We start from the raw sequence: 13,477 nt of genomic DNA, 5'->3' as shown, positions 1-13,477 counted from the left end.
AAGAAACCAGAGGCAGGACTTATGGTTGAATTCGCACTTCCGAAGAACTCCAAGATCACTGGCGGCAAGACCTGGCCGAAGCCCGCGGGGGCCACCGAGCTCCGCGAGTTCAGGGTCTATCGCTGGAATCCGGACGACGGCAAGAATCCGAGCGTCGACACCTATTACGTCGACACCAATGATTGCGGTCCGATGGTGCTGGACGGCCTGATCTGGATCAAGAACCACATCGATCCGTCGCTGACCTTCCGCCGCTCCTGCCGCGAAGGCGTCTGCGGCTCCTGCGCCATGAACATCGACGGCCAGAACACGCTGGCCTGCACCCGCTCGATGCACGACGTGAAGGACGGCGCGGTGAAGATCAACCCGCTGCCGCATCAGCCGGTCGTCAAGGACCTCGTTCCCGACCTCACCAATTTCTACGCGCAGTACGCCTCGGTCGAGCCGTGGCTGAAGACGACCTCGCCGACGCCGCAGAAGGAATGGCGCCAGAGCCACGAGGATCGCGAGAAGCTTGACGGCCTCTACGAGTGCATCCTGTGTGCCTGCTGCTCGACCTCCTGCCCGAGCTATTGGTGGAACAGCGAGCGCTATCTCGGCCCCGCCGCGCTGCTTCAGGCCAACCGCTGGGTGTCCGATTCGCGCGATGAAGCGACCGGCGAGCGGCTCGACAATCTCGAGGATCCATTCCGCCTCTATCGCTGCCACACCATCATGAACTGCGCCAAGGCCTGCCCGAAGGGCCTGAACCCCGCGGAAGCCATCGCCGAGCTCAAGCTCAAGATGGTCGAGCGCCAGATCTGAGTCGAAATTGATGGTCCCGCCCCGGCCGGGCTGGCCGGGGTATGCTGCGATCGCACGCAATTCGAGGAGAATTTTCTTCAGCCCGCTGCGCGCGCAAATTTTCGGTCCACAACCAAAGGTTCCAGCAGAAGCTGCTTCCTTCCCTGCGCGTGATTCAGTTAAGCTCCGGCCAGGGACGGAGCGACTGTGCAGAGGGCGCAACGCAATTCGCTGAAACTGTTGCAGTGGATGATGGCGGCATCCCTGGCGCTGCCGATTGCGCTGTTCGCCATCGCCGCCACGATCTCCTACACATCGACGAATGACATCGCCGACCGCGAGATCGAGCGCACCCTCGACGTCGCGCATGAGCATGCGCTCAAGGTATTTGAAACCATCGACCGCAGCCTTGCCGAGCTCAACGAGGTCGTGCGCAGCCTTTCCGACGAAACCATCCGCGCGCGCGAACCGGCTTTGCACCGTCGCCTGAAGCGGCTGACCGATTCGCTGCCGCAGCTGAAATCGGCCTGGATCTTCGATGCGGACGGAAAAGCGCTGGTCAACAGCCTCGTCTCGCCGCCGCCGGAGCTGAGCTTTGCGGACCGCGACTACTTCTATGCCCACGTCGACCAGAGCATCGGCACCTTCATCGGCACGGCGCTGACGCCACGCCCGCCCTATCAGGGCGCCCGCTTCTTCGGCGTGAGCCGGCGCCGCGATGCCGATGACGGCCGCTTCATCGGCGTGATCCAGGCCTCGGTCCTGCCGGAATATTTCGAGAGCTTTTATGCCAGGATCGGCTCCGATCCCGGCAGCTTCTTCGCAATGGGACGCACGGACGGCGCACTGCTCGCGCATTTCCCGCGGCTCGACCACGACCTGCGGCTCGATCCGGGTGGCCCGGTTGGCCAAAAGATCGCGACAAGCCCCGAGCACGGCCTCATGACCATCGCCTGGCCGTTGGACGGGATTGAGCGCCGCATCGGCTACCGGCGCATCGCCGAATATCCGATCTATGTCAGCGCCGGGCTCGAAAGCTCGGCCATCCGGGCACGCTGGTTCGCCACCATGGGCCAGCATCTGGTGTTCGGCATTCCCGCGACGGCGCTGCTCTTCCTGCTGCTCGCCTTCGCGTTCCGCCGCACCCAGCATCTCCAGGCCGAGGCCGCAGCGCGGCGAGAAGCCGAGGACGCGCTCAAGCACAGTCAGCGCCTGGAGGCGCTCGGGCAGCTCACCGGCGGCGTCGCGCACGACTTCAACAATCTGCTGACGGTGATCCGCGCCTCGGTCGACCTGCTGAATCGCCCGCAACTGACCGAGGAGCGGCGGCAGCGCTACATCACGGCCATCGCGGACGCAGTTGCGCGCGCCGCCAAGCTGACCTCGCAGCTCCTCGCCTTCGCGCGGCGCCAGACCCTGAAGCCGGAAGTGTTTGATGTCGGACAGCGGATGCAGTCGCTGCATGACATGCTGGCAACGCTGCTCGGGCCCGCCATCGAGATCGTCACGCGGCTGCCGGCCGAACCCTGCCTCGTCAACGCCGATGCCGGCCAGTTCGAGACGGCGCTGATCAACATGGCGACCAATGCGCGCGATGCCATGCAGGGAAAGGGCAGGATCACCTTCGAGGTCGAGGCCGCGACGACCATTCCGGATACGCTGGCCCCCGGCGCCCATGGCTACATAAGCGTCACCGTCCGCGACACCGGGATCGGCATTCCTGCGGCGCGGCTCGGGCGCATCTTCGAGCCGTTCTTCACCACCAAGCAGGTCGGCCACGGCACCGGTCTCGGCCTGTCCCAGGTGTTCGGTTTCGCCCGGCAATCCGGCGGCGAGGTGACGGTCACGAGCGAGGTGGGACAAGGCAGCACCTTCTCGCTCTATCTGCCGCGCGTGCCGCTGGAGCTGCGGCCGCAGCGGCAGGCGCCGAGCACGGCGCCGGCGGTGGCCGGCAGCGGCATGTCGGTGCTGGTGGTCGAGGACAACATCGAGCTCGCCAATTTTGCCGCCGACGGGCTGACCGAGCTCGGTTACAGCATCACGCTGGTCGACAATGCGACCGATGCGCTTGCCGAGCTCGTCGTGGACGCCGATCGTTTCGACGTCGTGTTCTCGGACGTGGTGATGCCTGGGATGACCGGGCTCGACCTGGCGCAGGCGGTCCGCGACCGTGGCATCTGCGTGCCGGTCGTGCTGACCACGGGCTACAGCCAGGCTCTATCCCAGGATGGCGCCGCCGAGTTCGATCTCGTGCAGAAGCCCTATTCGATCGAAGAATTGTCGCGCGTGCTCCACCGGACCGCCCGGCTGCGGCGCGTCCGGGACGGCGCCGCCGAATGAACCGGCGCTCGGAACCCAAGGGAACCGTTTGATTTCCTTTGCGTTGTCCGCCCATGCACAAGCCGGCCACGAAACGCGAACAGGGCAAGAATCCGTCCATTGTCGAGATCAAAGGCGAGAACGGCGATGACGTGGCGCCGCCGCCGCCCGAACTGCTCGAACCGGACCCCGAACTGTCGCCCGAAGAAGCCGAGCAGGCCCGCAAGGACTATCTGCTGACGCGCTTCTGGATCAGCGCGCGCGGCTTCTGGGGCCGTAACGGCGATCCCATGGCCTGGCCGTTCTCGATCGGCCTCGGCATGCTGATCGTCCTGACCGTCGGCTTCCAATACGGCATCAACGTCTGGAATCGCGCGATCTTCGACGCCATCGAGAAGCGCGATGCGACGAGCGTCTTCCATCTCACGGCGCTGTTCTTCCCGCTCGCAATCGGCAGCATCGTGCTCGGCGTCGCCCAGGTGTTCGCGCGGATGAGCATCCAGCGGCGCTGGCGAGCCTGGCTCACGAGCAGCGTGCTGACGCGCTGGCTCGCCAACGGCCGCTATTATCAGCTTAACCTCGTCGGCGGCGACCACAAGAATCCCGAATACCGCATCGCCGAGGATCTGCGCATTGCGACCGACTCGCCGGTCGATTTCCTCGCCGGCGTCACGTCCGCGCTGCTGTCGGCCGTGACCTTCATCATCGTGCTCTGGACCATCGGCGGCGCACTCACCGTCAGGCTCGGCGGCTTAAGCCTCACCATTCCCGGCTTCCTGGTGATCGCCGCGATCCTCTACGCCGCGATCGCCTCCAGCTCGATCCTGGTGATCGGCCGCCGCTTCGTGCAGGTCTCCGAGGACAAGAACCAGGCCGAAGCCGATTTCCGCTACACGCTGACGCGCGTGCGCGAACATGGCGAGAGCATCGCGCTGCTCGGCGGCGAACAGGAGGAGCGCGACGGCATCGACCGCAATTTCACCAGCGTACTTCGGCAATGGGCGCGCCTGGCCGGACAGCACATGCGGACGACGCTTGTCTCGCAGGGCTCCAGCCTCGTCGCGCCCGTGGTCCCCCTCCTGCTCTGTGCGCCAAAATTCCTCGACGGCAGCATGACGCTGGGACAGGTCATGCAGGCGGCCTCCGCCTTCACCATCGTGCAGAGCGCGTTCGGCTGGCTGGTCGACAATTATCCGCGACTCGCCGACTGGAACGCCTGCGCGCGGCGCATCGCCTCACTGATGATGTCGCTCGATGGTCTCGAACGTGCCGAGCAAGGCGATGGGCTTGGCCGCATCAAGCGCGGCGAGACCAGCAATGACGCCATGCTGGAGTTGAAAGACCTTTCTGTCACGCTGGACGACGGCACCGCCGTGGTCGGCGAGACAGAGGTGGTGATCGAGCCGGGCGAGCGGCTTCTGGTCGCCGGCGAATCCGGCACCGGCAAGAGCACGCTGGTGCGCGCCATTGCGGGGTTATGGCCGTGGGGCGGCGGCAGCGTCAATTTCCATCCCGACCGGCGGCTGTTCATGCTGCCGCAGCGGCCCTACGTACCCTCGGGATCGTTGCGCCGCGCGGTGGCCTATCCCGGCGCCGCTGACGATTGGACGATCGAGGAGATCGGCAAGGCCCTGCGCAAGGTCGGCCTCGATCACCTCAAGGACAAGATCGAGGAGGAGGCGCCATGGGACCAGACGCTATCAGGCGGCGAGAAGCAGCGCCTCGCATTTGCGCGGCTGCTGCTGCACAGTCCCGACATCATCGTGCTCGATGAGGCCACATCCGCGCTCGACGAGAAGAGCCAGGACAAGATGATGAAGATGGTCACCGACGAGCTGCCGAAGGCGACCATCGTCAGCGTCGCACATCGCGCCGAGCTGGAGGCTTTCCACAGCCGCAAGATTGTGCTGGAGCGCCGCAAGGGCGGCGCCAAGCTCGTCAGCGACGTCGAACTAATCCCGCGCAAGGGCAAGCGCAGGCTGCTCGGCCGCTTCCTGCGCCAGCGCATGGCCCCGCCGAAGAAGGCGGCGTGACTCTCTTTGCGCCGTCCCGGCCGTTATGACCCGCATCGAGCGTTGGAGTCCCTCGCAAAACCGGCTATGCATGCGCCGCTTGCAATAAGGACCGCCTGCTTGACGACCGACAACGCCCCTTCGTCCGCGCCGTTCGGCGCGTTTGCGCCGAACGCGGCGCAGGCCGCTCTCATTCGCCTGGCCCAACAGTCCGGGCTGAAGCGCGGCGCATTCCGGCCCTGGATGTCGCGGCTGGTCAATCTGCTGCGCGGCGGCCCGGTCGACGTGCAATATCAGGGCGCTTCGTTCCGCTTCTATCACCAGGGCAGCGCGACCGAGCGCGGTGCGCTGTTCAATCCCGACTACAATCTCGACGAGCTCGATTTCCTGCGTGAGCACACCCCGGCGGGCGGCACATTCGTCGACGTCGGCGCCAATGTCGGCACGTTTGCGCTGGTGATGGCGCGGCAGGTCGGCACCACAGGCAAGGTCGTGGCGATCGAGCCGCATCCGACGACGTTTGCGCGGCTCGCGTTCAATCACGCCGCATCGAACGCGATGCAGGTGCGCCTGGTGCAGGCCGCTGCCGGTGACAGCGACGGCGAGCTGATGATCGAGAGCGGCGGCGGTAATCTCGGTGCCACGCACGTCGTCACCGGCACGGCGAGCGCTGATGCGATCAAGGTCCCCTCGCTGCGCCTGACCCGTATCCTCGACGAGGCCGGCGTCACGCAGATCGATTCGCTCAAGATCGATGTCGAAGGCTTCGAGGACCGCGTGCTGATCCGCTTCTTCCGCGACGCGCCGCCATCGCTGTGGCCCCGCGCCGTGGTGATCGAACACCTGTCACAAAACGAATGGCAGCAGGATTGTATTGCCGACATGGTGGCGCGCGGCTTTGCCATCGCGCGCAAGACGCGCAGCAATACGTTCCTGTCGCGCTGACAGGGACGAACAACGGAGGTTGCGATGCTGGATCACATGGGATTCTCGGTCTCCGACTATGAGCGCGCCAAGGCGTTCTACGCCAAGGCGCTGGCGCCGCTCGGTTACAGCCTGATCATGGAAGTGACGGCAGAGCAAACCGGGCACGCCGCAGCCGCAGGGTTCGGCGCCGACGGCAAGCCGGATTTCTGGTTCGGCGGCGAAGGCGCGATGAACAAGCCGGTGCACATCGCGATCGCAGCCAAGGACCGCGCCACGGTGGACGCGTTCTACAAGGCGGCGATAGCGGCGGGCGGACGCGACAACGGGCCGCCCGGCATCCGCCCGCATTATCATGCGAACTATTACGGCGCCTTCGTGCTCGATCCCGACGGGCACAACATCGAGGCCGTCTGCCACGCACCGGAATAAGCCGCGCTCCATACCCCGCGAACAGGGAACATCGGCACGGCATCATCGTTATCGTTCTCTGGGCCATTGATCACGAAGGTGCCGATGCCAATCGAGCCGCCAGAGATTCCACCGACAACACCGGGCACTCCAACCGAGCCGCCTCCTGGAATTCCGCCGGGCAATCCGCAGCCCGACATCACGCCGCCGATGCGCGAGCCCGGCGAAACACCGCGGCCGGATGAATTGCCCGGCCATGTTCCCGAAGAGATTCCACGACGCGGGCCGAACGGACCGCTCACGCCCAATCCCGCAACGGACGCGCGTTCGCCGGGAGATCCCACATGAGGCGAGCGATCACATGCGGGGCGATTGCAACCTGCGTCTGAATGCGCAATGAACGTCGTCATAATGAAGTTATTTGCGTGCAGAAATAAATCGGGCCCCGACCGCTTGGCCCGCCACATTCCGGCCTAACGCGTAGCTGTTCATCCCAACACTTCGTCAAAGAACCTTCCGGGGAAGTTCACCACCATGACCAACCTTCGTCTCGTGCTGCTTGCAACGACGGCTCTGACCGCGATGCAATTCGCAAGCTCCGCATCGCATGCGCAAAGTGCGCCGCCGCTCGTCGTCGCGCAGGCCCAGCCACAAGAGACTGGCCCTGACGGAAAACCGAAGCAGCCTCCGAAGGGACCGCCAGCGGCCGCGCCGCCTGCAGCGCCCGCGCGCCCGGCCGCACCGCCGCCCGCGGCTGCACCGCCCCATCCACCCGCCGCGCCGCCGCCCGCCGCCGCACCGCCGCGCCCGACAGCGCCGCCTCCGCCTCCACCTGCGGCCCGTCCGGCTCCGCCGCCGCCACCTCCGCCGCCTGCCGCACCGAAGCAGCCTTCGCCGCCGCCGGCTGCGGCGCCACAGCAGCATGCGCCGACACCGCCCCCTCCGGCACCGCCTGCAGCACGTCCGGCTCCCACGCCGCCTCCCGCCGCAGCTCCGCAGCAGCATGCGCCGACGCCACCGCCGCCTGCAGCTCGCCCGACACCAACGCCGCCTCCTGCCGCGCAGCCGCATACGCCGCCTCCGGCACCGTCCGGCGCACGCCCGGCGCCGACGCCACCGGCCCCGCCCGCAGCAGCGCCTCAAGGCCGCCCGACGGCGGCGCCTTCGCCTTCGCCCGCAGCGCCGCCGGCACGACCTGGCGCGCCTGCCCCGACCGCCGCGCCTGCACCGACTGCGTCACCAGCCCCGACGCCTGCGCCGACCGCGACGCCGGCTCCCGGGAGCACGCCCGGCGCGCCGCCGGCTGGACGCCCGGGTGCGCCGCCGCCGGGACGCCCGGGCGCGCCACCGGCTGCAGGATCGCCAGCTCCCGGCGCAACGCCCGCTCCAACGGCGACACCGTCACCAGGCGCCGGCACCCCGACGCCGCTGCCCGGACGTCCCGGTGCAGCATCGACGCCTGCTCCCGGCGCAACACCAGCCCCGGGCGCGACACCAACGCCTGGCCCTCAGGGCGGTACGCCGCCTGCGGGTGCGCCCGCTGCCGGAGCTCCGCCCGCGTCGCCGCAAGCCGGCGCCCCGGCCCGGCCGCCGGCGCCTCCCGCCGGTGCCGCGGCACCAAGTGTCGTCCCTGGCACGGCAGCCGCAGCACCACCGCCGAACCGGGCGCAATACGCTCCGCCCACGGTTGCGCCGGCCTTCCGGGCCGCGCCCACCGTAGCAGCACCATTGCCGCCTCCGCCGCGTCCGCCGCAGCGTGACCTGACGCCGCTCGCGATCGGCGCAGGCGTGGTGGCCGGCGTCGCGATCGGCGCCACCATCGCCGACCTCCACAACCAGCGGCGTGAGGTCGTCGAAGGCGGCCGTACCGTCTATACCGAGCCGGATCGCATCATCATCCGCGATCCGGGCGGGCAGGCCTATGTCCGCGGCAACGATCTCTATCGCTTCCGCTACGGCGCCCGCGACATCCGCACCGACACAGTCGGCGGCGAAACCCGCACCGTCGTGGTCCGCCCTGACGGCAGCGAGGTGATCACCGTGGTCGGTGCGGACGGTTCGCTGCTGCGCCGAATCCGCAGGGATCCCGGCGGGCGCGAGATCGTCATCATCGACAACAGCTACCGGGATCCGCGCGCGATCGGCGGGTTCTATGTCGACGTGCCGCCGCCGGTGGTCAACATTCCCTATGATCGCTACATCGTCGATGCCCAGGAGGCGTCGCCGGACGTGATCTACGCGACCATGCAGGCACCGCCGGTGCAGCGGATCGATCGGCGTTACTCGCTCGACGAGATCCGCTACAGCCCCAATGTTCGCATGCAGATGCCGAGCATCGACGTCAACACGATCAACTTCGAGACCGGATCGTGGACCATCCCGCCGGACCAGGCGGCACGGCTGCAGGTGATCGCCGACGGCCTCAACCAGGCGATTCAGCGCAACCCGCGCGAGGTGTTCCTGATCGAGGGACATACTGACGCGGTCGGCAACGAGGTCGACAATCTATCGCTGTCGGACCGCCGCGCGCAGTCGGCGGCCGAATTGCTGACGCAGCAATTCGGTGTGCCCGCGGAGAACCTGACGTCGCAAGGCTACGGCGAGCAGTATCTGAAGGAGCAGACGCAAGGGCCGAGCCTGATCAACCGGCGCGTCACCATCCGCCGCATCACACCGCTGCTCAATGGCGGCCAGGCCTCGCTGCCGCCGCCCCCGCCCGGCACCGCGCCGCCGCGCTGAGACGAAGCATACGAACGCAAATGGCCGGGAGCGATCCCGGCCATTTTTGTTTGGACAGCATCGCCGCTACGGCCGAGCGGCCAGCCCAAGCGCGTCGACCATGAGGCGAAAGACCTCGGTATTGTCCATCGAACCGCGCACACCATCGTTGCCTGGCCCTGCCGCCGTGAGGATGACGTCCTCACCCGAATGCACACTGGCGCCGATCATCGCCGGCAGATTGCCCGGGCGCAGCACGACGCCTGGAACATCCTTGTATTTGTCGTTGGCCTTGAAGGTCCCGTCCTCGCCACCCTTCACGGTCGGCTCGTTGGGATTGTCGAGCTTCGGGCGGAACGTCTCGTAATGGTCCGGCAGACTGGCCGAGAAGATGGCGAGCCGCCGGCTCACGTCCACGCGTGCCGGATAGCCCTCCGCATCCGCAGCCGGATAATTGGGAAATCCGGCCTGCTCGTAGACGCCGACGCGCTCGCGCAGCGGCACGTTGGCCGCAGTGCCCATGTCATCATTCACCGTACCGACGAGGCTGTTGGGATGATTGTGGTCCGCCACCACCAGAATGAGGGTGTCGTCGCCACGCGCATGCGCCCATTCACGTGTCTGGCGCACAGCATTGTCGAGCATGATCGTGTCGTAGACGGCTCGCTCCATGTCGAGCAAATGCGCGTATTTGTCGATCATCCCGGACTCGACCATCAGGAAGAAACCGGCCTCATTCCGCGACAAGAGTTTCAGCGCCGCCTGCACCTGCTCGGTCAGGTCGGGCTGCTCGGGGAATTTCCTGACGCCGCCGCCCTTCAGGAATTTGCGGTCCAGTGCGCCGTCCATGTTTCCCGTGGCGAAGAGGCCGAGCAGCTTGCCCGTCTCCGGCTTGGCCGCGAAAGCGCCGAGCTCACGCGCGGTCGTCGCCACCTGATAGCCTGCATCGCGAAACTTCGCGATGTAATCGGTCTCGTCCTTGCGTTTCGAGCCGGCGGCGGATTTCGGCAGAAAATTTGCGCTGCCGCCGCCCATCAGCACATCCGGCTTCGCCGCGAAGAATTGCTCGACGATCTCGTCATAGGCGGCGCGCCGGCGGGTGTGCGCAAGCATCGCCGCCGGCGTCGCGTCCTCGATCTCGGTATTGGTGACGATACCGATCGCCATGTCGAGCCGCCTCCTGGCGAGGCTCGTGATCGTTTCGACCCGGGGATCGTCAAACGGGCTTGCGGTGCGATCCGCATAGACGCCCAAAGCGTTGACGGCGCTCTTGTGCCCGGTCGCATAAGCGCTGGCCGAATTCGCGGAGTCCGTGATGATCGAGTCCGAGCCCGCAGTCGCCACCAGTGCCATGTGAGGCATGTCGTCGATGGCGAGCTTGCCGGGGCTTTTGCCCTCCGAAATGCCCTTGGACAGGATGCGGGCTGCGACCCGATGGGCCGGCGACATACCATCACCGATGAACAGGATGACGTTCTTCGCCTTGCGCGGACCCGTGTCGTAGACCGTCCATGTGACGCTGCGCTGGCGCGTGCCGTCGCTCACGTCCACAGCAATGCTGCCGGGCGTGGTCAGTGTAACGTCGCGCAGGACGAGGGCCGACTGTTCCTTGCCGTCCTCGCGATCGACGAAAGTCCCGGAGCGGCCGAACGCGATTGCGTAATCTGCGCCGTTCACCGTCACCTTCAACTTGGCCGGGTCAACCGGCCCGGGGAGTTCGACCTTAAAATCGAATTGAGCTCCGGCCAGGATCTCGGCACGATCAATCGGATAGATCGTCTGCGCCGACACTGGCGTTGTCCAAAGAAGGACGATGAGAGAGGCGACGGCCGACTGCTTGACCATGTTCGATGTTCCGCGCTGCCCATTCCGGGGAAGCAAGGAGCCTAGCGGCCGTCAATGACACCGTCATTATGTCGTGCATCGCCCGATTGGGGCGACAAAGGGCTCAATCCTTGTCGCTCTCCAGCCGGAAGATCTGCGAGCCTTCGCTACCCGACAGCAGCCCGGTGTCGCTGTAGAGTTTTAGCTTGGTGCGCGTGTCGGCGATGTCGAGGTTGCGCATGGTGAGCTGGCCGATTCGGTCGGCCGGCGTGAAGGCTGCGTCCTCGACTTTCTCCATGCTGAGCCGCTCGGGCGCGTAGGTGAGATTGGGGCTCTCGGTGTTGAGGATCGAGTAGTCGTTGCCGCGGCGCAGCTCCAGCGCGACTTCGCCGCTGACGGCGCGCGCGACCCAGCGCTGCGCGGTCTCGCGCAGCATCAGGGCCTGCGAGTCGAACCAGCGGCCCTGATAGAGCAGCCGGCCGAGGCGCATGCCGCTGATGCGGTACTGCTCGATGGTGTCCTCGTTGTGGATGCCGGTGACGAGGCGCTCATAGGCGATGTGCAAGAGCGCCATGCCGGGCGCCTCATAGATGCCGCGGCTCTTGGCTTCGATGATGCGGTTCTCGATCTGGTCGCTCATGCCGAGGCCGTGGCGGCCGCCGATGGCGTTGGCCTCGAGGAACAGCGCGACGGCATCAGAGAAGGTCTGGCCGTTGAGCGCAACCGGCTGGCCTTCCTCGAAACGCACCACGACCTTCTCGGCCTTGACGGCGCAGTCGTCGCGCCAGAACGGCACGCCCATGATCGGGTTGACGATCTTGATGCCGCTGTCGAGGCTCTCGAGATCCTTGGCCTCGTGCGTGGCGCCGAGCAGATTGCTGTCGGTCGAATACGCCTTCTCGGCGCTCATCTTGTAGGCGAAGCCCTGGGCCGTCATGAACGCCGACATTTCGGCGCGGCCGCCGAGCTCGTCGATGAACTGCTGGTCGAGCCAGGGCTTGTAGATCTTCAGGCTCGGATTGGTCAGCAGGCCGTAGCGGTAGAAGCGCTCGATGTCGTTGCCCTTGAAGGTCGAGCCGTCGCCCCAGATGTTGACGCCGTCCTCCTTCATCGCCGCGACCAGCATCGTGCCGGTGACGGCGCGCCCCAGAGGCGTGGTGTTGAAATAGGTGATGCCGCCGGTTGAGATATGGAAGGCGCCCGACTGGATCGCGGCGATGCCTTCGTGGACGAGTTGCGTGCGGCAATCGACCAGCCGGGCCTTCTCGGCGCCGAACTCCATCGCCTTGCGCGGAATCTCGTTGTAGTCGGCTTCATCAGGCTGGCCGAGATTGGCGGTGTAGGCGTAGCAGCGTGCGCCCTTCTGCTTCATCCAGAGCAGCGCCGCAGAGGTGTCGAGGCCGCCCGAAAAAGCAATGCCGACTTTCTCACCCTTGGGCAGGCTTTTCAGGATCGTGGTCATGGTGCTTCCAATCGGGTCTCAAGGGCTGATGTCGGGGCGGGTTTGACCCGCGCGAATATCAAATTTCGCAGGGGTGGGCACGCATTTAATATAATAGCTCAAACCGAGGGCTCGGGACCGGTCTTGCGCCCGAACAGGCGCTGGCGGATCCGGTAGGCGGGCATGTTCAGCCGCGTCAGGGCGGCGTCGACCGCCTCATCTGAAAACCGTGTCCGCGGCCAGCGGTAGATCAGCGCGTAGGCGAACCAGATCACCACAAAGGTCACGAGGCCCGCAATCGAGACATCGGTGAAGAAGTGCCCGCCGAAGGCCATGCGCAGCCCGCTCGTGACAGCGCCAAAGATCACGGCTCCAGCATAGGCCAGCGGACGCCACGCCGGCGGCGCCAGCGCGGCCGGCGCCAGCGTCCAGAATGCCGTCGCGCCTTCGCCGGAGAAGAACGAGCAGTTGCGCGCGCAACCGCCGCGCGGATCCCACCACGGTACGAATTGCTGATCGCCGGCGAACTCGGTCACCACCACCGGACGCGGGCGGCCCCAATAGGTCTTGAAGGTGAGGTTGGTCAGAATGCCGGCCGACAGGATGATCGTGACCAGCAGGAACACGATCGCGCGCCCAGATACCATCAAGGGACGATCGGGCCTGATCATCTTGACCACGAGCGCCACGAGCGACGGCAGCACGAAGGCCCAGGCGACCCACATCGCAGCATCACGCGCGACGCCGGCCCAGCCATTCAGCTTGAGCGGAAAGGTTTTCGTTTCGCCGTCGAAGAAGAGCGACGCGAGCTTGAGGTCGAGCTCGGGATAGAGGCCGAAGACAAGGCCGATCACGAGCCACAGCGAAAGGGCGATGAAGAGTCCGGTCCGGTTCATGGCGCGCGGTTTAGCGGAGCAGGGCGGAGATGAAAACCCCAACGGCGGTCCTGAGCAACCGGCGACATGGGTAACAGTTCAAACCGACGACATGGGTAACACAATTCTCGTTTCGTTCAGGCCTGCTGTTGTTGGGGCTGTGGACCCTG

The 13,477-nt window shown here is 66.2% G+C and carries 10 protein-coding genes; 7 read left to right on the top strand and 3 right to left on the bottom strand.

Annotated features, from left to right (window positions below):
- The first annotated feature begins 21 nt into the window (after positions 1-21).
- From IVA91_RS36240 to IVA91_RS36210, 7 genes are all read left to right on the top strand, one after another.
- Positions 22-804 (top strand): succinate dehydrogenase iron-sulfur subunit, encoded by a 783-nt coding sequence (locus IVA91_RS36240; protein WP_247276138.1) that lies wholly within the window; start codon positions 22-24, stop codon positions 802-804.
- Between the two features lie 186 nt (positions 805-990).
- Positions 991-3,123, top strand: coding sequence for a hybrid sensor histidine kinase/response regulator (locus IVA91_RS36235; protein ID WP_247276137.1), 2,133 nt, complete (start codon positions 991-993; stop codon positions 3,121-3,123).
- 53 nt (positions 3,124-3,176) lie between these two features.
- Positions 3,177-5,135, top strand: a complete 1,959-nt coding sequence (locus IVA91_RS36230; protein WP_247276136.1) for an ABC transporter ATP-binding protein/permease — start codon at positions 3,177-3,179, stop codon at positions 5,133-5,135.
- 99 nt (positions 5,136-5,234) lie between these two features.
- Positions 5,235-6,059 (top strand): FkbM family methyltransferase, encoded by an 825-nt coding sequence (locus IVA91_RS36225; RefSeq protein WP_247276135.1) that lies wholly within the window; start codon positions 5,235-5,237, stop codon positions 6,057-6,059.
- Between the two features lie 24 nt (positions 6,060-6,083).
- The gene (locus IVA91_RS36220; RefSeq protein ID WP_247276134.1) at positions 6,084-6,470 is read left to right on the top strand and encodes a VOC family protein; all 387 of its coding nucleotides are present in this window, start codon (positions 6,084-6,086) and stop codon (positions 6,468-6,470) included.
- Between the two features lie 84 nt (positions 6,471-6,554).
- The gene (locus IVA91_RS36215; protein ID WP_247276133.1) at positions 6,555-6,797 is read left to right on the top strand and encodes a hypothetical protein; all 243 of its coding nucleotides are present in this window, start codon (positions 6,555-6,557) and stop codon (positions 6,795-6,797) included.
- 186 nt (positions 6,798-6,983) lie between these two features.
- Positions 6,984-9,188, top strand: a complete 2,205-nt coding sequence (locus tag IVA91_RS36210) for an OmpA family protein (RefSeq protein ID WP_247460786.1) — start codon at positions 6,984-6,986, stop codon at positions 9,186-9,188.
- A 66-nt stretch (positions 9,189-9,254) separates the two neighbouring features.
- On the opposite strand, the gene IVA91_RS36205 is transcribed toward IVA91_RS36210, so the two are convergent.
- The 3 genes from IVA91_RS36205 to IVA91_RS36195 all read right to left on the bottom strand — a co-directional run bounded on the left by IVA91_RS36205 (position 9,255) and on the right by IVA91_RS36195 (position 13,328).
- Positions 9,255-11,012 carry an alkaline phosphatase gene (locus IVA91_RS36205; protein WP_247276131.1) on the bottom strand — a complete coding sequence of 586 codons (1,758 nt, stop codon included), beginning with the start codon at positions 11,010-11,012 and terminating at the stop codon, positions 9,255-9,257.
- Between the two features lie 103 nt (positions 11,013-11,115).
- Positions 11,116-12,453: an argininosuccinate synthase gene (argG, locus tag IVA91_RS36200; RefSeq protein ID WP_247276130.1), complete on the bottom strand. Its 1,338-nt coding sequence runs from the start codon at positions 12,451-12,453 to the stop codon at positions 11,116-11,118.
- 98 nt (positions 12,454-12,551) lie between these two features.
- Complete coding sequence (locus tag IVA91_RS36195) at positions 12,552-13,328, bottom strand: phosphatase PAP2 family protein (RefSeq protein ID WP_247276129.1); 777 nt, start codon at positions 13,326-13,328, stop codon at positions 12,552-12,554.
- Positions 13,329-13,477 lie beyond the last annotated feature (149 nt).

It is taken from the genome of Bradyrhizobium sp. 153, from assembly GCF_023073835.1.
GTDB lineage: Bacteria > Pseudomonadota > Alphaproteobacteria > Rhizobiales > Xanthobacteraceae > Bradyrhizobium.
This window is presented reverse-complemented; position numbering and strand designations above follow the sequence as displayed.